The organism is Paenibacillus sp. MER 180, assembly GCF_023713665.1.
In the GTDB taxonomy this organism is placed as follows: Bacteria; Bacillota; Bacilli; order Paenibacillales; family Paenibacillaceae; genus Paenibacillus_B; species Paenibacillus_B suaedae.
The window spans coordinates 147,476-170,836 of record NZ_JAMAVT010000004.1; the positions used below are offsets into that span (position 1 = coordinate 147,476).

General features: G+C 48.2%; 22 protein-coding genes. 2 read left to right on the forward strand and 20 right to left on the reverse strand.

The genetic code is table 11. The annotated features are described in order from the left end of the window. Window positions 1-162: 162 nt before the first annotated feature. The 3 genes from M3661_RS08005 to map form a co-directional block, all read right to left on the reverse strand. Window positions 163-546, reverse strand: a complete 384-nt coding sequence (locus tag M3661_RS08005; protein WP_072731512.1) for an ArsR/SmtB family transcription factor — start codon at window positions 544-546, stop codon at window positions 163-165. Between the two features lies 1 nt (window position 547). Further along, window positions 548-973 (reverse strand): SRPBCC family protein, encoded by a 426-nt coding sequence (locus M3661_RS08010; RefSeq protein ID WP_021259039.1) that lies wholly within the window; start codon window positions 971-973, stop codon window positions 548-550. 263 nt (window positions 974-1,236) lie between these two features. Continuing rightward, a complete protein-coding gene (map, locus tag M3661_RS08015) occupies window positions 1,237-1,980 on the reverse strand; it encodes a type I methionyl aminopeptidase (protein WP_251483489.1) in 744 nt (247 codons plus the stop codon). A 428-nt stretch (window positions 1,981-2,408) separates the two neighbouring features. Here map and yhbH point away from each other — a divergent pair, with 428 nt between their 5' ends. Then, window positions 2,409-3,563 carry a sporulation protein YhbH gene (gene yhbH / locus M3661_RS08020; protein ID WP_065293934.1) on the forward strand — a complete coding sequence of 385 codons (1,155 nt, stop codon included), beginning with the start codon at window positions 2,409-2,411 and terminating at the stop codon, window positions 3,561-3,563. Beyond that, window positions 3,560-5,008 (forward strand): SpoVR family protein, encoded by a 1,449-nt coding sequence (locus tag M3661_RS08025; protein ID WP_065293933.1) that lies wholly within the window; start codon window positions 3,560-3,562, stop codon window positions 5,006-5,008. Before yhbH ends, M3661_RS08025 begins: the two co-directional genes overlap by 4 nt. A gap of 79 nt (window positions 5,009-5,087) precedes the next feature. Here the strand turns inward: M3661_RS08025 and M3661_RS08030 are convergent, their stop codons facing one another. The 17 genes from M3661_RS08030 to M3661_RS08110 all read right to left on the reverse strand — a co-directional run bounded on the left by M3661_RS08030 (window position 5,088) and on the right by M3661_RS08110 (window position 23,217). Then, entirely contained in the window at window positions 5,088-5,672 is a 585-nt protein-coding gene (locus M3661_RS08030) for a Uma2 family endonuclease (protein WP_285852899.1), read from the reverse strand. Window positions 5,673-5,769: 97 nt separating this feature from the next. Then, window positions 5,770-6,522, reverse strand: a complete 753-nt coding sequence (locus M3661_RS08035) for a PIG-L deacetylase family protein (RefSeq protein ID WP_065293931.1) — start codon at window positions 6,520-6,522, stop codon at window positions 5,770-5,772. 31 nt (window positions 6,523-6,553) lie between these two features. Further along, entirely contained in the window at window positions 6,554-7,546 is a 993-nt protein-coding gene (locus tag M3661_RS08040) for an N-acetylglucosamine kinase (protein WP_251483495.1), read from the reverse strand. After that, on the reverse strand, window positions 7,546-9,054 hold the full coding sequence (argH, locus tag M3661_RS08045; protein ID WP_065293929.1) for an argininosuccinate lyase: 1,509 nt from the start codon (window positions 9,052-9,054) through the stop codon (window positions 7,546-7,548). The genes M3661_RS08040 and argH overlap by 1 nt, the downstream gene beginning before the upstream one ends. Window positions 9,055-9,057: 3 nt before the next feature. Further along, window positions 9,058-9,822, reverse strand: coding sequence for a creatininase family protein (locus tag M3661_RS08050; protein ID WP_251483497.1), 765 nt, complete (start codon window positions 9,820-9,822; stop codon window positions 9,058-9,060). A 137-nt stretch (window positions 9,823-9,959) separates the two neighbouring features. After that, window positions 9,960-12,500 (reverse strand): NEW3 domain-containing protein, encoded by a 2,541-nt coding sequence (locus M3661_RS08055; protein WP_065293927.1) that lies wholly within the window; start codon window positions 12,498-12,500, stop codon window positions 9,960-9,962. A gap of 114 nt (window positions 12,501-12,614) precedes the next feature. Next, a complete protein-coding gene (locus tag M3661_RS08060) occupies window positions 12,615-14,315 on the reverse strand; it encodes an ABC transporter permease (RefSeq protein ID WP_065293936.1) in 1,701 nt (566 codons plus the stop codon). Window positions 14,316-14,374: 59 nt separating this feature from the next. Beyond that, window positions 14,375-15,454 carry an ABC transporter ATP-binding protein gene (locus M3661_RS08065; protein WP_251483499.1) on the reverse strand — a complete coding sequence of 360 codons (1,080 nt, stop codon included), beginning with the start codon at window positions 15,452-15,454 and terminating at the stop codon, window positions 14,375-14,377. A gap of 70 nt (window positions 15,455-15,524) precedes the next feature. Beyond that, window positions 15,525-16,622 carry an extracellular solute-binding protein gene (locus M3661_RS08070; protein ID WP_028532362.1) on the reverse strand — a complete coding sequence of 366 codons (1,098 nt, stop codon included), beginning with the start codon at window positions 16,620-16,622 and terminating at the stop codon, window positions 15,525-15,527. 704 nt (window positions 16,623-17,326) lie between these two features. Next, window positions 17,327-18,505, reverse strand: a complete 1,179-nt coding sequence (locus M3661_RS08075) for an ROK family transcriptional regulator (RefSeq protein ID WP_072731526.1) — start codon at window positions 18,503-18,505, stop codon at window positions 17,327-17,329. Between the two features lie 289 nt (window positions 18,506-18,794). Further along, window positions 18,795-19,466, reverse strand: coding sequence for a hypothetical protein (locus M3661_RS08080; RefSeq protein ID WP_251483501.1), 672 nt, complete (start codon window positions 19,464-19,466; stop codon window positions 18,795-18,797). A 227-nt stretch (window positions 19,467-19,693) separates the two neighbouring features. Beyond that, the gene (locus tag M3661_RS08085; protein ID WP_251483504.1) at window positions 19,694-20,155 is read right to left on the reverse strand and encodes a hypothetical protein; all 462 of its coding nucleotides are present in this window, start codon (window positions 20,153-20,155) and stop codon (window positions 19,694-19,696) included. Window positions 20,156-20,540: 385 nt separating this feature from the next. Continuing rightward, window positions 20,541-21,014 (reverse strand): hypothetical protein, encoded by a 474-nt coding sequence (locus M3661_RS08090; protein ID WP_251483506.1) that lies wholly within the window; start codon window positions 21,012-21,014, stop codon window positions 20,541-20,543. 6 nt (window positions 21,015-21,020) lie between these two features. Next, a complete protein-coding gene (locus M3661_RS08095; RefSeq protein ID WP_251483508.1) occupies window positions 21,021-21,560 on the reverse strand; it encodes a hypothetical protein in 540 nt (179 codons plus the stop codon). Then, window positions 21,452-21,907 (reverse strand): hypothetical protein, encoded by a 456-nt coding sequence (locus M3661_RS08100; protein WP_251483510.1) that lies wholly within the window; start codon window positions 21,905-21,907, stop codon window positions 21,452-21,454. Before M3661_RS08100 ends, M3661_RS08095 begins: the two co-directional genes overlap by 109 nt. After that, window positions 21,908-22,804 (reverse strand): contractile injection system protein, VgrG/Pvc8 family, encoded by an 897-nt coding sequence (locus tag M3661_RS08105; RefSeq protein ID WP_251483514.1) that lies wholly within the window; start codon window positions 22,802-22,804, stop codon window positions 21,908-21,910. Beyond that, entirely contained in the window at window positions 22,756-23,217 is a 462-nt protein-coding gene (locus M3661_RS08110; RefSeq protein WP_251483517.1) for a hypothetical protein, read from the reverse strand. Before M3661_RS08110 ends, M3661_RS08105 begins: the two co-directional genes overlap by 49 nt. Window positions 23,218-23,361 lie beyond the last annotated feature (144 nt).

The following is a 23,361-nucleotide window of genomic DNA, read 5'->3' on the forward strand; positions in this document are numbered from 1 at the left end:
TTTCAAATTTTTGTTAGAAAAAGTGTATTTCTAGGTGCCAATAAAAATAACCACAGCGTCCTGCTCGCTACTTAGCAGTTCACTGCGGTTTGATGATGTTCTTTCATTCATGCAGAAATTACTTGTAAGGAATATCCGGTATTAGCGATCTAGCCAATCGTGTTATTCCTCACTGCTGTCTGATCGCTCCTGCATTCCGACATTACCTTCAGAGCGACCTGAATCACCAGAGCTTTCTACATAATGCTGGAGCATAGACAGCTTGTTATCCCAATAACGGTCATAATAGGCCAGCCATCTCTTCAATTCCAGCAGTGGATCCGGATCCAGCCGGTATCTAACCTCTCTGCCAATTTTCCGATCCTTAACGAGTCCCGCTTCGGCCAGAATACGCAAATGCTTGGATACGGCAGTCCGGCTCATCGGGAAATGTCCGCTAATCACCGTGACAGGAAGTTCCTGATCTGCGAGCAGCTGCAGCAGCTTGCGGCGTGTAGGATCAGCAATCGCTTGGAACACATCATGCTTCGGTGCAGATGACCCCATCTTACGCCTCGATGATAGAACGAAGCTTCTGAACCAATCCGTCCCAGCCATTGTTCATGCGCTCGCGTACAACTGTATGCGTCTCGCCGAACTCCGTAATTCCCTCCGGATCCCATCCAGAGTGAATGAGCGTAAATTCCGTCTTCCCATCAACTTCAGCCAAGGCAAATGTCAATGTCCAATCCTTCCCCCAACGGAATGACAAGCGGTTCGGAGGATCGAGTTCTGTAACCTTGCATGGCGAGTTTCCGAAGGGGCCCGCGTTCAGGTGAAACTCGTAGCCAAGCTCAGGCTGGAAATCATTCGGCATGAACCAGGCTGCAATGCCTTCCGATGTAGCTACCGCATCCCATACCTTCTGGATCGGTGCTTGCAATGTAATTGTTTTTTGAATATCAAGTGATGATTGAGAAGCATGATTCGTCATAGATGTTATTCCTCCAACTATTCGATATCTGTCAGCATGTGCTAACGAGATCGACATTATTACGAAACCATTTGGTTTCATGTTAATGTTCATTATATGACACCTATTGGTTTCATGTCAAACACGCCTTCCTTGTCCTGCTCCCCCTCTTCTTGAAAAACACGGATTGTGTCACAGTCAGAACCTACTCTACGAGTAAAAACAAATACGATCCAGAACTATCGTCCTCTTACCGGACGAAAGTCTAGATCGTTCTGATGCTTCTATGCAACTGTGATAATGATCGGATCTTGCTTCGTAATAATAATCGTATGCTCGAATTGCGCAGCTACACTGCCATCAGGCGTGCTTAATGTCCAGCCGTCTGCCTGCTTCACCGCATAGTCCGCGCCTGTGGACAGGAATGGCTCGATCGTAATAACCATCCCTTCCTTCAGGATTCTTGTATCGAGTCGATTGTAAATCGGCAGAATACTTGGCTCTTCATGCACAGCTCTCCCCACACCATGAGAGCACAAGTTTTGAATTACGGTATATCCGCCTTGATCAGCAGCTTCCTCGAACATTTTCCCAATCGTGTTCAGCTTTACTCCATGCTTCAACGAAGAGATGACCTTCATCATCGTATCATGCGTGTATTGACACAGTTCCGTAATTTCCGTGCTGTAAGGAGCAAGTTGGAACGACTGTCCCGAATCCGCAACATAGCCGTTCTTTTCCGCGCATACATCTACATTAATTAAATCACCAGGCTGCAGCACTTTCTTGCCTGGAATCCCATGGGCAACCTCTGTATTCACACTGATGCAAGAATGCCCAGGAAATTTAAAAGCCTTCATCGGTGCGGATACAGCACCATGACGCTTTAGCACTTCCCCACCGATCTCATCCAGTTGCTTTGTCGTCATGCCTGCACGTGCATTCTTCTTCATCTCTTGGATGGCCAATGCTACAATCCTTCCAATCTCCTTCAGTCCTTCTACGTCTTCCTTGGAGCCTGCTGTCATTGCATGCACCTCCCTTTCTACTTCCTCAAGTTACTCATGAAATAAGAATTAAGTACCTTGTATTGTATCACATCCTGCTTGCCAGACCTCAAACCTAAATGAATGAGCCGATCTTCAATCTGCTTCCTCAGTTCAATGAGCGCGTGCATCTCTCGTTTCATTATCCCAGCAACCCGTGAATATAGTGATCATAACAAGCAGCAAAGGTCATTAGAGGTTGTTCAAAAAGTCCGCTTTTGATCACGAAGCAAATCATGAAGTGGACTCGGCATCGAATCTTGAATTCAGCCGGACCTTCCGGTGCTCATGTACCCAAAACGTACGCTCCGCTCCTCAGGCCCTAGCTTCATCCAACTTTCTCGGTGCTGAAAACCGGCCTTTTTGAACACGAACTATTAGTTAATACGTCCAACAGGAGGTGTCAGCCATTGAACGAACGGACGTTCATTGTGTCCCGCGAGGACTGGTCGCTCCATCGCAAAGGCTATCAAGATCAAGCACGCCATCAGCAGAGGGTGCGTGAAGCGATAAAGCAGAATCTGCCCGATCTCGTTACTGAAGAGAACATTATTATGTCAGATGGCAAACAAATCATTAAAGTCCCTATTCGCAGTCTGGACGAATTCCGATTCGTCTATAACTTCAATAAGAAGAAGCACGTCGGTCAAGGAGACGGAGACAGTCAGGTTGGGGATGTGCTCGGCACGGACAGCAGCTCACAAGGTCAAGCCAAAGGCAAGCAGGCAGGCGATCAAGCCGGTGCCGACATCATTGAAGCGGAGATCAGTATCGAAGATCTCGAAAACCTGCTGTTCGATGAATTGGAGCTGCCCAACTTGCAGCAGAAGGATAAGGAGGAAGTCGAGGTTACCGACATTCGATTCAATGACATTCGCAAGAAGGGCATCATGTCCAACATTGACAAAAAGCGGACGATCCTCGAAAATTTGCGGCGCAACGCCCTCACTGGCAAGCCTGGCATTCATCACATTAGTCCTGACGATCTGCGGTACAAGACATGGGAGGAAATTATTAAACCCCAATCAAGTGCCGTGATTATCGCGATGATGGATACCTCGGGATCGATGGGCAGCTTCGAGAAATATTGTGCGCGCAGCTTCTTCTTCTGGATGACGCGTTTCTTGCGCAAGCAATACGAGAAGGTAGAACTGGTATTCATCGCTCACCATACCGAGGCTAAGGAAGTAACCGAGGATGAATTTTTTACACGCGGAGAGAGCGGCGGCACGATCTGTTCATCCGCTTATGTGAAGGCGCTTGAGATTATCGATACACGCTATCCACCGTCCAGCTACAATATTTATCCGTTCCACTTCTCAGACGGTGACAACTTGACGAGCGATAACGATCGCTGTGTGAAGCTTATTGGCCAAATATTAAAGAAGGCCAACATGTTCGGATACGGTGAGGTAAACCAATACAACCGCAGCAGCACCCTAATGTCGGCTTACCGCAATATCCAGCTGCCCAACTTTATGCACTACGTCATTAAGGAAAAGGGAGAGGTGTACCGGGCGCTGAAGCACTTTTTCAAAAAACAGCCGGGAGGTAGCCGTACATGAGTGCAAATAACATGCAGGAGCTGGAGTATGCCATCGACGAAATTACCGAAATCGCCGAAGGCTTCGGGCTCGATTTCTATCCGATGCGATATGAAATCTGCCCGGCCGACATCATTTATACCTTTGGAGCATACGGTATGCCCACACGTTTCAGCCACTGGAGCTTCGGCAAGACTTTTCACAAGATGAAAATGCAATACGACTTCGGGTTAAGCAAAATCTACGAGCTCGTCATTAATTCCAATCCATGCTACGCCTTCCTGCTGGAAGGCAATTCACTTATCCAAAACAAGTTGATCGTAGCGCATGTGCTTGCCCACTGTGACTTCTTCAAAAATAACGCCCGGTTCTCAGCCACGAACCGCAATATGGTAGACAGCATGTCCGTCACGGCTGAACGTGTCAATCAATATGAAATGGAGTATGGAACCCAGGCGGTCGAGAGCTTCATCGACGCTGTACTCGGCATTCAGGAGCATATCGATCCAAATGTCATCAAGCCGCGCAATCTGGATAAGGAACGCTATATGGAGGCGAAGCTCCGCGAGCTGCGAGAGGCACAGCCAAGCGAGCCAGGACGGTATGATGACTTGTGGGAGTTAGACAAACGAAGCCAAGCCTCCAAGTCATCCAAGTTCAGCCTGCATGACATGGCCAATCGCCCCTTCCCACCGGAGCCGGAGAAGGATATCATCTGGTTCATTCAGCAATTCTCGCCTGTTCTTGAAGATTGGCAGCGCGATATTATGTCCATGCTGCGCGACGAGATGCTCTATTTCTGGCCGCAGATCGAGACGAAGATTATGAACGAGGGCTGGGCTTCCTATTGGCATCAGCGGATTATACGTGAGCTGGATCTTACTAGCGAAGAAACAGTCGAGTATGCAAAGCTGAACAGTTCTGTCGTACAGCCATCGCGTCATAGCTTGAACCCTTATTACCTTGGCATCAAACTGTTCGAGGATATTGAGAAGCGCTGGGATGAGCCAACGAAGGAAGAGCAAGAGCGGTATGGACGTCAATCTGGTCAGGGCCGGGCCAAAATATTTGAAGTGCGTGAACTGGAATCGGATCAGTCATTCCTTCGCAATTATTTGACGAAGAAGCTGACCGAGGAGCTGGATCTGTACATCTTTGAGAAAAAGGGGCCGGAGTGGAAAATTACCGACAAGTCGTGGGAGAACATCCGTGATCAGCTCGTCTATTCACGCGTCAACGGCGGCTTCCCCTACATTACAGTTGAGGATGGCGACTACCAGCGCTCCGGCGAGCTTTATCTCGTACACCAATATGAAGCCGTGGAGCTGGATTTGAAATACGTCGAACGTACCCTGCCTTATGTATATACCCTGTGGGGCAAGCCGGTTCACGTCGAGACGACCGTCGATGACAAGCAGGTCCTGTTCACCTACGATGGCAAGAAGGTATCACGGAAGTTTATTTAGAGGTTTGAAATAATCCCGCTAAGTCAAAGAAGCTGGCCCTCCTGTATTCAAGGGGACCAGCTTCTTGTATTGTGATCATCTATATGCTGAATAGTTGATGCAATGGAATCTGAAGTTCACGGAAAAGAATCGACTGAACGATATCCTGCTCTGTATACGTGCTGCGAATGGAGTACACACCTTCCTGCAAGGTGTTCACATGAACGGTACGGTTTCCGGGATCGACAATCCAATATTCCTGAACACCATACTTCTGATACAAGTTGAACTTCTCATTGAAGTCCTTCAAGGCTGTCGAAGGAGATAGTACCTCAACAAGTAAGCTCGGAGCACCGTGACAGCCCTGCTTCGATACTTGTTCCTTCGCACATACGACCGAGATGTCCGGTTGTACAACATGCTCCGGAGAATCATAATCCAAATGCTCACTGAACATGACATCAAGCGGTGCTACGAACACATAGCACTTTCGATTTTGGAAAAAGGAGCGAAGCGCATAATAGAGCTCGCCGACAATAAACTGATGGGTTGAGTTTGGAGATGGCGTCATATTGTATGCTTTACCATGAATTAGTTCCCATGCTCCTTCCCATGTCAACCAATCTTGATAGGAATAGGTGCAATTTTCATCAGGTCTAGTCACTCCACGCAACCTCCTTGCCATTTTTATCGTTCCATGCTCTACATGTAATCATCGACAACCTGAATATTCCTCATACCGCCAATCACATTAGATTCAAGCTCAATACAGATCCTAGACTTTAGTCAATCAAATCCAGCATCGGCAGCTCATCCAGCGGCAGAGCCTTCTTCTCCTGTCTAGGCTGACCGTTCTCGCGAACTAACGTATAAAATTCATAATTGCAAATGACGGAAAAATCATCCTCCATAACGCCTGGATAGGCGCGGTTCACGGAGTAAATCTGGCTGCGATACGCCTGAAGCGCCTTCCCTTTATGCCCGCGATAATCGCTAATATCAATCCGTGCTGAAATGGGGCACTTGTCCTTCGGACCCGAATCCTTGCAGTAATCGTAATAATGCGGGATTGACGTATAATAGAGCGATGGCTGCTTATCCACTGGATAATGCGCCTCCGCCAGTTCCGCCGCCATAAGCGTCGCTGCGGATATCGCGATATGGTCGGGATGTCCTGTGACTCCATCAGGCGGAAAGGTCACGATTGCGTCCGGCCGCAGCTCCACAATCGTCGAAGCGATACGCTCCGCCAACTTCCTCGGCTCTATCTCCTGCAGTCCGCCGTCAGGATAAAGATACAGCGTAATATCGGCTACACCCAAAATCGAGCAGGCACTGCGCATCTCCTGTTCTCTAAACCGGGCAAGTTCTTCGCGGGAAGAAAAATGGAATTCGCCGGATTTCCCCTTGCATCCCGATGTGGCGCATGCCAAATATACCTCATGACCTGTACTGCTAAGCTTGGCAATCGTCCCACCCGCTGCGAAGGTCTCATCGTCGGGATGGGCGAAAACGAATAGCCATCTTTTCTTCATGTTCCTTCAGCCCCTTGCTGTTCAAATCTTCCTATGTTCGGGCAAGCATCTTCTTCTGCAAATAGGCAACACCCATAGAAGCTACGCCGTCAATAGGCTCCTTGCATGCTTCATGAAAGGATACCTTCGGTGCATATGCTTCTATCTTATGCATAAGGCGATTGCGAACGTGTCCCTCATGTCGCAGAACACCACCCTGTAGAATCATTGTAAACGGAGTATCCACCAAGGACAAGTGGTTCATGACTGCTGCTGCACCATGAAATAATTCATCACCTGCCGCTACGAGAATTCGTGACGCTTCCCGATTGCCGGCAATGGCAGCGCGGGTTACAACTTCAGCCAGTCCACTTACCCTATCAACGGAATACTCTTCGCCGTACGTCCAATTATACAGTTCTTCTTCATTGCTCAATCCAAGATGAAGCAGAATCCATTCCCCGAGTCTCGTTCGTTCTTCTCTGCCATCATACCCCTTCATGATTGCTCGCAATGCTTCCTTGCCGATCCAGTACCCACTCCCCTCGTCTCCGATCCGATGGCCCCAGCCCCCAGCTCTTGCGGTCAGTCCGTAAGCATTCATTCCGAATATTATGGAGCCTGTCCCGGCAATCACCAACAACCCTGGCTGCCCTCCTGTCGCTCCGAGCAAGGCAGCATAGCCATCATTTTCCACAATGACATGTTCTGCCTCGATGTGAAGATGCTTCAATACCTCGTGTACAAGGCCCGTGATGATATGACGGTCATGCTCCGTATCTAATCCAGCAAGTGCAAATACGGCACATTCGATTGCAATTGCCTCATAAGTCGCACTACACTCATGCTTGCGGCAGTAGTCACGCAGCGCCGCTTCAATCCCTTGAGACAGCGCTCGTACAACTTCATCCACACCGACTCCCTGATAGTTCGAAGCTCCTCCCTTTCCCTCCCCAAGAGTAGTTCCTTCACTATCGAGCAGCCTAACGAGACATTTCGTACCTCCACCATCAACCGCAAGCAGAGGAATGCTGTAGGTTCCCATCAACACCCGCTCCACTCTGTTATGACTTGATCCAGATGCTTCATTGCTGCCTGTATGCTGCCTTCCACTTGTCCCAGCCAGCTCGCAAATCCGCTGTGATCCTTCATTCGCACTTCGATCATGCGGCTGATCTCCTTCGGACTCGGCCCGCCCGGCAAGGAACGAATCTCGACGAAATGCACCGGGTCTAGCGCTTCACGCAGCGTCTGCTCTGTGAGCGATGTAACCCTACCAATATGTTGACGGGCGCTCTCATTGACAATAGACAGTGTGATCTCATTGGCCGCCAACCCTTGCGCCAAGGAATGCTTCACGACATCGCTGACAATATGATGAGCCTTGCGGAAGGATAAGCCATCGACTCGAACAAGTGTATCCGCAAGCTCCGTTACGGTTGCGAAGCTGCCCTGCGTCCGTTCACGCAGCATCTCCTTGTTGACGTCCATTGTACCGATGACCGCAGCGAACAAGCGGTACATTTTATCCATAATCGCAAGACTTCTCCACGCATAAGGCTGCATATCATCTTCCGTATCGACAATGTCTCCGAACGGCGTATTATGTATCATCGACAGTACCGTATTCGTATTGCCTACGCAGCTCGACAATAGTGCCCGCATATGCTCGAACGACACGGGATTGCGCTTCTGCGGCATGATAGAGCTAATCTGTACATAAGGTGCAGCTACCTTAAGGGCGCCGAACTCTTGTGTGCACCATAGTAGCATATCCTGAACGACACGGCCCAGATTGATCGCCGCAAGCTGGATCGCTGTCGCCACTTCGCCCAAGTAGTCGGCTCCACCGATTGCATCATAGGAGTTATCGATAAGCTCGTCGAATGCGAGCAGCTCCATCATCTGCTCCCTGCTAACCGCGAAGCCCGATGTCGTAAGCGCCGCAGCCCCCATGCTGCTCCGATTGCAGTTCTTGTAGGCCGCAATCATTCGCCGAATATCGCGGTTAAGTGAATCTACGACGGCCATGAAGTAATGTGCGAGTGTCGTTGGCTGCGCCTGCTGCGTATGTGTATAGCCGATCATGAGCGTATCCTGATGCTCCTTCGCGAACAGCAACAGCTGTTCATTGAGCAGGAGTGCCGAAGACAACGTGGCGATCAGCTTCTCCCGCAGCACCATTCGATAGATTGCAATCCCCATATCATTGCGGCTCCGGGCCAAGTGCAGGTTGCCAGCAATGTCGCCGGCATGCTCTAGCAGCTGATGCTCCACCTGAAAGAACAAATCTTCAAACTGACCAGTATAGCTTGCTTGCTTAAGCGCTTCAAGGTCAAGAGCACGGATGGCTTGCGCAATGGTCTCCGCTTGCTCATGCGTAATAAGCTCCTGCTTCTCCAGCATGATTAGATGTGCCTTATTGATTGCCATCATCGGGCCGAGCAGATGAGTCTTCGCTTCATTAAATGCAGGCTCAAGCACAACCTCCGTATAGGTCTTGCCGGGGAAAGTAGTCCCTTCCGTTTCCATCCATTTCTCACGATATCCCATAGCTTAGTAAGCCTCCTTGTTCGACTTCATTCTCATATCCAGCCATTTTTGAATCAACTGGTTCATATTCCGGCTTGCTTCTTCAACGATCAAATGCCCCGCTTCCATGGAGGTCTGACGAATATGTCCGGTATATCCATCCCATCCCAGAGGGGATCCTTCCACAAGTACATATGGCAGCGAAGATAAAGGAGGGCACGAATCTAATTCCAAGTCCGTATCCTGCACCGATACCAGGTCTGGGCGCAGCGCCTTCACGGCTGACATCTCATAAGGCCCGCCATGCCCTCTTCCAGCCTGCCCCCCGAATAAGCTGTTCTGCTGCGTGAACTCAACACTCGCCATCTGCCACCAATTAATAAGAAGGAAGCTGGCGTCCGTGTAGGCTCCGGTCACGGATTCAGCAACGGTTCGGGAAGGCCCCATATTGGCATCATGAGCGTTCAGCAGGACAATATTGCGGATTCCAAGCCTGCATATCCCCAGAACAACATCGGTAAGATAATCGATATAAATGGAAGGACGAACCGAGATCGTTCCAGGATAATGCTGTGTCTTCCCCGGGCATGCTGAGAACGGAACTGCTGGATACACGAGCGGCTGAAGGGAGGGTTCAATCCTCCAAGCGAAGCCTTCCGCCAATATGATATCTGTCCCGAGTGGAGAATGTGGGCCATGGTATTCGACTGATCCGAGAGGGACAACGGCGAACTGTGTATTCCCGATCACTTGATCTAGCTCCCGTCCGTGAACTCCGATTACATTCATATACTCCTTATACCTCCGCTTCTCCATCGATTGGGGAGACGTCCCGAAGGAGCCCCCCACCGATGTTCTGATGTGCAAGGCACTTGATGAATCTAGATGAATCTATCCAACTGAACAATTGCGACTAAGTAATGCCATTATTGATGCTGACTGATCATGTTCACGAACATGCGGATCGATCCCGGAACCAATGCCGGAATCTCGCGATACCACACGAGTGAACTGTACGTATATACACCCTTGCCGTAGTTCGCAGTCAGGAATGTGCCTGTGAACTCCTTCTCGCCCGGATCGCCGTTGGAAATGAGCTCCGTATACTCCTTGCCCCACTCCGAAGGGTTATAAGCCGAACGATCTTGAATCCAATTGTTCCAATCCTGATCTGTAATCTTATTCGGAGCGTTGAACATTGGATGCTCCGGTGCAAGTGTTGTGACTTTGGAATTCTCGTCCGTTACCCGCCATTGAATGAGCGGCGAGCCAATCTTAATTGGATACGGCGCGAGATCTGGCGACCATTTATCCTCTGGCTTATGATACTGAACGACCAGATTGCCGCCGTTCTTCACATAATTCAATAAACGCTGGTTGCTCGGAATCAATTCTGGACGGAACGCATAGGCACGAATGCCAAGCACAATTGCGTTGTACTGAGAGAGATCTCCCGACTCAATTTCCTTCGCATCCAAATTGACCACGTTGACGCCTACTTGACGCAAATATTGATCGATATTATCAAAGCCGCTAGACACATAGCCGACCTTCCACTTCTCTGGTGTCTTCAAGTCGAAGGCTTGAATCTGAAGCTCTGCCGGCTGCACGATGTAGGTCTTCCCGATGTGCGGGTATTGAATAACCTGCGTCCCGTGCATGCTCTGTACATCGCCGTTCTTCGCAACCGCTGTAATCGTGAACTTTCCTGGGTTTACGTTAGACGCTGCCTTAACTGAGAAAGCAACAGACTTTGTCTCCCCCTTCGCTGCAAAGCTAATCTCCTCTGCAGCAGGCTCGGCTGTCCAGCCCTGTGGAACTTGCAGTGCAATCGACGCCTTGGATGCTCCTGGCGTATAATTCTTCACCGTTACTTTCACCGGGATTGGCTCGCCTGGCTTGAGCGTATTCAGAATCGTAGCGCTCGGGCTGAGCGTCATCGAGTACGGAGGCAGTACCGCCACTGCATTTTGCGGTGTCTCCTGCAAGGACGTCACGGTACGGAATGCTTCATATACTACCTTCGCGTTGAATACCGAAGCTTCGTATGGCTTGAATAACGGTGCATCTGCCGGAACCTTGACCTCGAATACAGCTGAAGCTGTCTCGTTATAGCCAAGCTGCCCAAAGCTTGTCGCGTCCACAGGCGCCGCTGTCCATCCAGCAGGCACGTTCAGGCTAAGCTTCACGTTGTCTAATTTCGTAGAACCGCCATTAAATGCCGTTACGGTTACCTTCGTCGATTGTCCAGCCACAAGTTCGTTGGCATCTGGCTTAACCTTCACCACGACAGATGCCGCTTCCATACTCGCCTTGTTCAACTGCTCTTCCTTCACATGAAGGCGATGGAGCAAATCCTCCTTCGCCGCTGCATCCAAGCTGGATTTCTTCACATCGGCAAGTGCAGTCTGAACGTCTGCCTTCATGCCGTGGACTTCCTTCAAGACATTGGCGAAGCTTGGGTAAGCCGCTACAATCCTGTCTGCATCCTGCTGCAGAGCTTGCAAATCCTTCGCAATCTTATTTTCCTTGCCCTTCACACTAATTTCTTTCGCCAAATCTGCAAAGGTGAATGCGATGCCGTCGAAGAGGTCTTGCTCCTTCTCCTTCGTCTTTACCGTGCTCAGGTCAAGCTTATAGTAGCTGTCCCCCTGAGCAGGCCCTTCGTCATACACTCTTCCCATCCCTTGGCTCTTGTGCATGAAGCGCGACTCTTCCCCAAGCTGCAGGTAAGAGGCCCCATAGATGGAGTTGTACTCCCCAATTGGCGCTCTCACGGTGTAATCCTTGTTATTCGCTGGCAAATACAGCTTCTTGATCTGCCATGGCTGAAGCCCCTGCTTCAGGTGCTCAGGATATACTTCAGGATTCGCTGCGTCCTTGAACGCACGCACCGTAAGCACGTTAATCGTCCGATGATGACCATGTGTAGAGTTTTCATTCAAGAATGCAGGAATGATGACATCTGGGCGAAGCTCGCGTATTTTGCGAATTAAGCGCTCGTACGCAACAGATTCCCCCCATTTCTCCAGCGTTTCCTCTACACTCTTCGAGAACCCGAAGTCGAAGATTGGATCATTAAGCTGCTCGCCGAGCATTCCCAATGTCACATTCGTGATCTTGGATGCTTCCTGCAGTTCCCGAGTTCGTATGACCCCAAGGCCCGCTCCGAGCTCACTTCCAATCTCGTTCTGTCCGCCTTCTCCTCTCACAGCGATCACGCTTGACGTATTGACTCCTCTTCCCAGGGAAAGGTACGCCAATGTCGCGCTGTGCTCATCATCAGGGTGAGCTCCCGTGTTCATCGCACTTGCGATCGTCGTCAGCGGCTTGATTGACTTCCATAAATCAACAATCCCCCGATCCGCTGATACGGTCTCGGCTTGCGTGGACAGCAGTACACTGCTTCCCAATACAACGCTTAATACGATGGAACAGAACTTTGAGGCCGACTTACCTTTGATCATCAAATCCCTCCTCGAATGGTGGAATAGTTATTCAGCTGGAAATGGCCATTTTCCAGCTGTATATCATAACGTGGTTGATGAACCCCTAGGCGGTTCCCACGCAATGACCAATGATTATATAGCCGTGTTGTCGCCCGTTATTTTGCGGGATACGAACAGTACGATGATGATCAATGCAATTTGAAGAACACCATATGCACAAGCCGTGCCGAATTCGAATGAATACATCCGTTGGAAGATTTCGACCGACAGCGGCGTGCTCTTGGCAGTAAAGAGCAGAATGGAGGATACGAATTCCCCAATCCCCTGCACAAAGGCGAGCAGCGTACCCGCCAATATCCCGCTTAATGCCATCGGGAACACAACTCTGCGGAAGCTGTACCACCACGATGCGCCTAGATTGCGTGCCGCCTCCTCCACAGAAGCATCCATCTGCACTAAGGTTGCCGAAGTAGAACGGAACACGAGCGGCAGGTGGCGCACGAAGTAAGCTAGCGGTAAAATCCAGAAACTGCCGATCAGCACTTGATTGAAGCTGAATACATTGGGCTCGCTGAAGGCCGCAATCAAGTTGACCGCAACGACAGTACCCGGCAGCGCCCATGGGAGCATAATTAAGACATCAAGCAGCGTCTTCCCTTTAAACTTCAAGCGAACCATCGCATAAGCAGCTGCCACGCCGAAGATGACATTCCCGATTGTTGCGACGAAGCTCATCTGGAAGCTGTTTGCAATAGGCCGCCATGTTTTGCTGTCCGTGAACAGCTTGATATAATGCTCAAATGTATATTCAGGCGGCAATACTTGCGTCGTCCAAGTGCCGTTCGTTGACAATGAAATCAACACCAGCACGAAGATGGGAAGCAGCAAAATAATGACGCCGATAATAGACAAAATCATTGCAACATATTTGCCGACCGCACTCTTGACCTCTGTGCGATGGACACTGATGCCCTTGCTCATGTTCTGGTAGTTGCGCAGCCCTTGATACCAGCGCATCACGAGCAAGAATACAATCGACACAACGGATAAGATCGTCGACTGCGCAGCAGCCATATCCAAATTTCCATTCGTACGCGACAAATAAATCTGCATCGTCATCGTCCGTTCGATGCCGAAGATAAGCGGAGCCGTATATGATGCCATCGCAATCATGAATACAAGCAGTGACGAGGCCACAAGCGCTGGAGTCAGCATCGGCAGAATTACTCGCCGCCAGATGTACAATCTGCCTGCTCCTAAACTTGCGGCTGCTTCTTCAAGCGAAGGATCTAGACCCCGAATCGCAGACGACGCCGTCATATAGAAATAGGTATACATCGTAAACGTATGTACGACCAGAACGCCCCAGATCCCTTTTAAATAAAAGGGTACTTGTTCGAGATGAAGCAGTTCCTTAAGCGCCCGTGGAATGATACCGCTCTCGCCATACAAGAACGTGAACGACAGTACGCCAACAAGCGGAGGCAGTGCCATTGGAACGAGAACGAGGACAGCAAGCACCTTCCTGCCGGGAAATTCGTAGCGTTCCAACAGAAATGCCATGGCTACACCCACGATTGCACACGTAATCACACTTAAGACGGAAATATAAATGCTGGTCCACAGTGCCTCCAGATTGGATGTATGCTCGAAGCTGAAAAATCGCGCGTAGTTCGTAAGCGAGAATTGATCCTCGACTTGAATACTTTGTACGAATGTTTGAAATAGCGGATAAACGACATATGCCAACAGTATGAGAAAAAGCGGCGCTACGAGCACATAGACGAAGTAAGGCGATTGCGTGATGGGCCCCGAGCGTCGGGGCAAGCCCATGCGTGGCTTCGATGGCCGTGGCGCGTTAGGTGTGTTCGTTATCATCATTCATCCCCTCTCTATCCTAAGAAGTAAATGCTTTCTTTCGGAATGAACAGGGAGATTGCTTCCCCTCGTCCGCGAACCCGATGCCCTTGATTGACGAACATCGCCTTCAACTGCTGATCCGCCACCTGCGACACATAGTTCACGCTAACTCCTGTAAATTCAGAAATGACTACACTGCCTGTAACGATATTGTCCCCCGTCTCTTCTCCGCCAGCCTCCCGAATCGATTCAGGACGAATCGACAGTGATACCTTCTTGCCTGCTTCCAGTGAACAGTCGGCAGAAGCATTCGCTGTCAGCCCTCTTAGACGGAGATCTGGAGCTATGCGAATGACGGCTTCGCCGTCTTCGATTCGTTCCACCGTTCCTTCCCACAGGTTCGACTCGCCAATGAAGGAGGCGACAAATCGATTAACGGGTCGATTATATATTTCTTCAGGACTTCCAACCTGCTGTACAATCCCGCCCTGCATGACCATAATGCGGTCAGACATCGCCATCGCCTCTGCCTGATCATGGGTAACGTATATCGTTGTAATTCCCAGCTCTAATTGAAGTCTCTTAATTTCGATCCTTGTCTCCTCGCGAAGCTTCGCATCCAGATTGGACAACGGCTCATCGAGAAGCAGTATTTTCGGCTCTATCACGAGTGCACGAGCCAAGGCAACCCGCTGCTGCTGTCCGCCGGACAATTGGTCAATTCTACGGCTTCCATACCCATCCAAGTGAACCTGCTTCAGCGCACGATGGGCGCGCTCTATCATTTCTGACTTCGGAACCTTGCGCACCTGCAAACCAAATGCGACATTTTCAAATACGGTCATGTGCGGAAATAAAGCATAATTCTGAAACACCATGCCGGTATTGCGCTTATTCGGCGGGAGTGTCGTGACATCTTGATCGCCGAACACGATTCGGCCTTCGCTTGGAAAATAAAATCCTGCAATCATCCGCAGTGTCGTCGTTTTGCCGCAGCCGCTAGGGCCGAGGAAGGTGAAGAATTCACCCGGTTGAATCCGGATGTTTACGTCGGTAACTCCCTTGACGTTCCCGAATTGCTTGCTAACATGATCTAGTGCTACCTCTATCAAGCTGGCTCCCTCCTGCCTCTGAAATGATCATAATCAGGCGAAGGGCATAGCCTCCGCCTGAACGAACCTATTATTTTGCGCCTTTCCCCTTGATGTTCTCATCCCAATGCTGCATCCACTCTTTTTCCTTCTGCGCCATTACCGTCCAATCAATGTCAAGCGGCTTCAGCTCCAACCCCTTCAGCCAAGCAGGAAGCGTATCCTTGCTGATGTCTGTCCGTGTTGGAATCTGGAACAGCTTATCCGCGAGCTCTACCCGCAAATTAGAATCGAAGAGGAATTCATAGAACTTCATTGCCGACTCCTTATTTTTCGCACCCTTCACGACACCGACGCCATCAACTAGGATTGGCGCACCGCTGGCCGGATAGATGAAGTCGAACGGCTGCTTCTGCAATTCCTTCTGAATCATAATGTCCTGCAGGTTCCACAGGGACAATGTGCCTTCCTCACGAGCCAGCTTCAAATACAGGTTAGTCGGATCCTGTGCGTATTCCTTCGTGTTGGCATCCAGCTTCTTCAGCCAGTCGAAGCCCTTCGTTGGATCACTTGCATCCTGCTTATAAATCATGGAAGAATAGATCGTTCTCATCGTTCCGGAAGCAAGCACCCCGCGAATGATGATTTTGTCCTTGTATTTCGGATCAAGGAGATCGTCCCAATCTTTCGGTGCATCTTCTTGTTTCAGCGCGTGAGAATTGTACATAATGACCTCAGGCAGCAGCATTTCCCCATACCAGCGGTCTTGACTGTCTTTGTACAATGCCGGAATGCTGTCCGCGAAGCTTGGCTTCACGCTTTCCAGCAGGTCTTCATCTGCCGCAGTCATCAGTGACGACTGTGTGCCGCCCCACCAGAAGTCCGCTTGTGGATTCGCCTTCTCCCCACGTACGCGCTCCAAGATTTGCTGTGCGCCCATCGTGAGCACTTCGACTTCCATGTTCGGGTATTTCGCCTCAAATTTTGGGATAATCTCATCGACGACGTTCTTGTCTCTCGCTGTGTAGATAACCAGCTTTTCTTTACCCGATGATGACTTCTCCCCGGATTGCTGACCGCCCTCAGATGCAGTCCCACCGCCGCCTCCACAAGCAGTCACTGCCAGCATCGCAAGGACAAGCATAGAGCTCATCAACCATGTTTTTGCTTTCCCCTTTACCTGTTTCATGACGTTCCCCCTACCATAAATTTTTGATTCGTGTTTCGCGCTGTATCGGATGAATTCATCTTCAATAGACGAAATGAATCTGAGTTGATATGTTCCTATGCAGCATCCCGCAAAAACGTAGTAGTCCTTCAACAACTGCCCGTTCGTTGGTTATATGGATCAAAGCTATGCTGACGTTCAGAACAATAGCCCTTACTTAGACCAACTAAACATCCGTATATACTTGGTCATTGTGTTGCAGGAAATCGTTATGCTATGTACGGTTTGCCACTATGGAATTGCATACAGTTCTATATCGTTCTGAGATGATATCGTGAATAAAAATTAGCTATGACTCGTTCTGTGGTGCTATGGTGAAATGATTAGCTGTGAGATCGTTCTGTGCTGCTATAGTGAAATGATTAACATTTTACTATCTGATGAGTGTGGTATGAGTGTAAGTGTGATTGTGATTGTCGTACGATTTTGAGTATATTCGTTGTATTTGATGTGAAAGATGTGTAGGTTGAATTTGTCGTGTGAGTATCAATCTTGAGTAGTAGAACTCCATAATTGTTGTCGTGTGTGTGAGCAGCTGCATCTATCTTGTTGGATTCTGCGCCGTAGAAGAATTGACCTGACGGTATTGTGCTGGTTGCGAATATAGGCACATCCGTAATTGTCATTGTCTGAGAAGCAATTCATGCTGGAGAAAAAATCATTGTTTACCTTTGAAATTTAGCCGTGGAGGGGAAAGCCTCCAATGTACAGTGAATGGCTCCTATCAAGCCCGCCTGATCGCCAAGTGTGGCCATCTTAATGATGGGTACAGATGGAACCCATTCATTCAGCCAATATTGTATTTTGCGAATGCCTTCGTCCCCGATATGCAGCATCTCACCGCTAAGGATGAGCAGCGCCGGATCCATGACGCTCGTGACATTGGCGATCCCATAAGTCCAGTGCCGGCATATATCGTCGAATAGCCTTTGAGCCTCGTCGCTGCCGAGGTTGGCCAGCTCAACAATCTGCTGAATAATGCTTCTGTCTGGGCCGATGGATGGGAGAATGCGAATGGCTTTCTCGTAGATGGCTCTCACCGAGTAGTTGCGCTCGAACACCCCATACTCGCCTTTGACCTGATTGCCGATTGGGCCAATCATCATATAGCCGATCTCACCGCTTGCCTCATTGGCTCCCCGATACAGCTGTCCGTCTATAATCATGCCTGCGCCGATTCCTGTTCCCGCGTACATATAGACGAGATTGGAGTGGCCGACACCGATGCCTTTATGAAATTCGCCCAGCGTCATCAGATTCACGTCGTTCTCGATAACGACAGGCAATCCCAGTGCTTCTTCAATTTCCTTCTGTACCGGCAGCCCCATCCAACCTGTGCTGGGAGCGTAGCTGACCGTTCCTGCACTGCGCTGCGTAATTCCGGGAAGTCCCAGACCCATGCCAAGCAGCCGTTCCTTCGGAAACCCGCTGGCAGTGAGAAGGGTGTCCAATCCCTGTTCAATGCTGCGAATTGCCATCTCGCCATCCATAGGATGCGGCAAATTCGTCGTGCGCGAGACGAGCAGCTCCCCCTTCAGGTTCGCAATCGCCAATTGCAAAGTGCTTCCTTCGAATACTGCGCCAATGACACCATACGCATCAAAGTTATATTCCAGAAGAATCGGCTTCCTGCCGCCCTTCGATTCACCGTATCCGACCTCGCTGATCAAGCCTTCCATAATCATCTCATCGACGAGCGCTGAGACGCATGGCCGGCTTAACTCTGTTAACTTCGCCAAATCGGCTCTCGAAACCCGAGGATTATCGCGCAATTGATGGAGGATTCCCTCACGGTTAATATGCTTCACCAATTTTGCGTTTCCCGTCTGGCCTCTGCCAATCAATCCGTCATCCTCCCCCCACAATCTAAGTTAGTTAAAATTATTAACAAAGTCTTGTTGGAGATAGTTTATTGTATACGCTTACAAATTGTCAATATGAAAATTATTTCCCTCCCAATGATGATATTCATTCTGAATATAAATAAGAGCTTGCCCCTTATAGATTGTTAGATCTATAGGGGAAGCACTTTGTTAATCAATATTATTGATATCAGCAGCAAATGCTAATCCTGCCGGATTGGGAGCTCCTAACGGGTTAACATTGACTGCTGTAAACGAAATGATCACGGTTTTACCGATATGTATAGGTATAGTCTTCCCCGTTGCATGAGATGATGACCTTAATCGGCTTTTTATCCTTTGCGACCCCTGCAGGAACCTCCGCAATATAGTGCAATGTGCCTGTCTTCAAAGGTTCAATCTCCGTAATATTCGTATACGTGAAGTCGCTTCCGCCGTTTTTCTCAATCGTTGTGAACGGATCATATTCATACTTATCGTCATACACTACCTTCACGGAAACAAACTCGTTCGATCCCTTGCCGGTTGTCAGCAAGCTCTTCACCTTAATGACAACGTCGAAATATGTATTTGCGGTATCCTTCACTTCATAGTAAGTGTAAAAGCTATCTGGTTTTGATGGTACAATTTTGTTGGCAAATTTAGCGCCCGTAATTGTCAGCTCAGCAAAGCCATCAATCGTTTTCGCTTTGTTCACTTCAATCGTTTGGTTTGCTGCTTCAGGTGCTTTGTCCGCTTTGTCGGCAGGCTCACTTTGTTCCTTTGCAGTTTCCCCGTCCACCTTTAATTTTTCTTTAAGCTCGGTGTTCTCTTTCTCCAACGCAGCAATCTTCTTCTCTAGTTCCTGAGTAGATGGATTAGATTCGTTACTGCCGCTGCATCCTGTAATCGTAAATGCTAATAGGCCCGAGAGCACTAGAACTACAATTGATTTCATCTTCATCCTCAATTTCCCTCCTCTATTATATTGTCTAAATATATCACCATATGAGTCTTTTGACCATTTGATCAGATGATTAAATATAACAATATACCTACAATTCTGTCTTCCAGGAGGGAAAATAGTCGAGTTTTCCTTGGTGAGAGAAGACCTACCTTAGTCTCTATTTTCATAATCTATTGAACTGTTAGTTATTGTGAAGAAACTCTAAATAGTTTTTTAGAAGCCTGTTACTCTAATGTCGGTACACCGTTATATTTTATTGCAGTGAAAACATCTAATTTTTCGAAGTAAAGATAAATCTCTTGGCCATCTCCTCGAATTCCTGAATACGGTAAATCACTGTAAACCGTAATACGGTAATTCCCATTTTCTAATTGTATTGATTGGTCATTCGGGCATTTATTAGTCCAATCCATAAGATCATAGAGATCTCTAAAATAGACTTCTTCTCCGTCTACATAAATTCCCAGCCTCAGCACATAATCTGAAGAGTCAAGCATCGCTTCATTTGGATACCCACTTCTGATTTTCAATATATAGGTTCCCGGGGATCCAGTGCCTAGACCTACAATTGTCCCAGAATTAACATGTTCCGAAACCTGTTTTGCAGTGAGATACTTTGTAGTAAGGTAATTTTCATTTTCTTGGATAAACGATACAGCATGCGGCGAAAACATGATTATTCCCAATCCATCAATCTCCAATAAAATATCTTTTTTTAAAGAAGCCGTTATGCCAATACACCTCACTTTTTGTCTTTAACAATTAACTCATCATCCACCTCGGAAAATTGACTGGCCGAGGCATCGTACTCATAGCTGTTCAAGAAGGACTAACATCGGGCAAATCTTATACTCCACCTGTCAGAATTCCGACTCTATTCAAAAAGCTCATTCCTACTCATGATTCAAGTTGGAATGAGCTTTTTGAATTTCCATGGTACTTTACCTACAACCTACAAAGACTTATCTTATTTTACTTCATACAAGAAAAAACCCAATATGACCACTGTTCTTTCTAAAACAGCGCTTACCTTTATTGGGGAGGAATAGAAAATTCAGTATAAAAAAGTACTTAAATGAGTTTATATGATTTTAATAAATCATACCACTTATCACTGCCTCCCACCTCAACATAACGCTCGCCAAATACAAAATTCTCTAAAAATTCATTAAAAGCGCCATATGAAGTTATCTTCATTTCCATTCCTGGTTCCCCTACTAAACAACATATTTGCCCATTCTTCTTACTAATAAATAATGGGTCAGGATCAATTTTCCCAATACATACCCATTCTTCAAACTGCCCTGGCATATCTGCAACAGGGAATTGAAATTGTTGCAGCTCTTTACGTCCAAAAAGAATAACACTTCCACATCGAAGGGAGGAATATTCATTTAAGTAATCTTGATAATCTTGATTAGCATCATTTGTTGGCGTGAGAACAGGTTCAGTTTCCTCCATAATATCACCGATTACCAAGTAAAGAGGATCCTCCTCCAAAACTCCTTTCATTAGCTCAATTTTTTCTTTTAGTTGATTCTTCATATTGATTCACCTCTCAATTTGGATTTTAATTCTAGATCCATAAGGTACATCTTTTAATTGGTTAGCAATATTGGTTCCCATTCTTCTGTTCGTAAACCAATCCATTAACTTGAGGTTTCTTTTATGATCCAAGCCATCTAGTTGTAATTCCCATCTATGGTCAGGATCCATCTGTTTTGACACTTTGTCAATAAGTCTTCTTGCTCCTTCTTTGTCTTTTCCATAATATAATTTAATTATTTTTTGAATGACCTCTTTTTTATATTGTTTAGTAATCTCTGAGTCTCTTACAGAAGGCATTTTGCGGAGTAGATTTTCGTCACTTAATTTCTGTAAATAATGTACCTTTCGATTAAAATCTCTTAGATTCATATCATAATGGTTTTCACCATATTTAACATTTGTCTCATACTTTAAAATAATTTCGTAGAAATCACCTAGCTCATCTGTCTTCTTAACAGCTCCACTCTTTTTCTTATAAGGCCCTTCCTTCTTACCTCCACCACCGCAGCCAACATTCTGGCTGCTATAACCGCTCGGATCCACATGGTCACATTCTCCTTGGACGTCAGCGACACTTCCTTCTGACCGGAAATCGTGATCGAGCCGCTCTGATCCAGCATAATCGTCGCTTGCCCATTATTGGCCGAAATGAGCACATGACCTGGCGCTAACGTAACCTCCATGCCTGCCGAATTGCGGAAGTAACGAACATTCGGGTCGGCCATCCGATCCTGCGAACCGCCGCTGGATGCCGATGCACCCGCTCCCTGGCCACCCGGAGAAGCACCTGCAGGTTCGCCGGCATAGGAATTGACCGAACTGATGGCGAATGCCTCCTCCTCCCGCTCGCTTGGGAATGTCACGCGCACACTGTCCCCTGCCTCCGGCATTCAATACCAGCCGCTTCCATCCGCAGATGCAAATACAGTAGAGTAAGGGAACCAGTGCGCCGTACTAGCATCCTGATTCTTATCGATATCGAGCCTAACCTTGACCTTGTCTCTGTTAATTGCCAGAACCGTTCCTCCTATCGAAGCTCCTCTGATGGCTTCGTTGAATGGCAATTCCCGGTTCAAACCTTTGCGGGTAGTAATCGTATAGGTGTGCGTCATAGCTCCCTTGTCCATTGTCGAGACGACTTTCCCGACATACAGCCTCGCCCTCTGGAAATCTACAGCGTCACCCAGATGCATCAGTTGTCTGGTCGTTACCTCATAAGAGATGAAGTCGCTCTCTTGGGAATCCGGCCGAATATTATGGTGATAAGCCATATAATCCGCCAGCTTCTTCTTGGCGACATATTGGTAATCATCCAGCTTCTTAACCGTCCCGATATCGGGAAGTCCGAAAAAATACTTGATATCCTTGAATTTCTCGGCGGGCACCACAACCGTGTCGAGGCGAGAGGCCATTCTTTTCAAAAATGCCCAATCCGTTTCCTTATACTGCAGGACGAACTGTCCGATACCCGGATTATGATCCGTCGTGTACTGCACATCGTAATTGGAGTAATCCTCGCCCATTTTCCGAACTAACTGGCTGTATGTCATCGAAGCGTCTTGAAAAGACCTGCTCTTGACGCGAATATCCAACATGACGGAGCTTGTCCATGCTTCCGCCTGAATCGTATATACATCCCTCGTCCGTTCGATGCGCATCTCGGTGACAATCCCGGAAAACAATATCCGTTCTCCGCCCTGCTTCAGAAGCTCCATCACCTGAACCGGCGTCTGCTCGTTCAGCGAAAAGAGATCATTGTCTTTACCTCCGTTCCGTCCTCCAGCCACTCGGTATGAAGCTCCATGTTTGCCATGCTGCGAATCATGTCCGTCTTCATCTGCCTCAAGTCGATGGCCTGCTCAGGACGTTCTGTATATTGCAAGATGATGTTCAGAGCATGAGCCTCATTCTGATAAACCATCTGTTGTTCGGTCTCTAGCGTGCACAGGAGAAAATCCTTCGGAAATAAAAAGCTCAGGCCAGGCTCGAAAAAGTCTTGCTTTTCGAATTCCACAATCGTGCCGTTCAGATCGACGCCGCCATGGTGAACTCCGTTGCGCATATCCTCTCGCCACTGCTCCTCTGCATTCATACGGGCCGCATGTTCCGCCATCTGCTCGTCTTGCATCCGTTGCTTCTCAGATCCTACTGATACAGCCCCGGGCCAGTCGATTTTAGGCTGATTTATCGCATGCTTCATCGCCAATTCCCCCTCACTTGGAATCTTTCATCTGATGTGCCTGTTTTTCTTCTTTCCAAAATTGTATAAATATCCAAATCTTTATTGAATATATCGGCAAATACTGGAATCCTATGAAGACTGAACCTTCCTATTTTTAGGGAA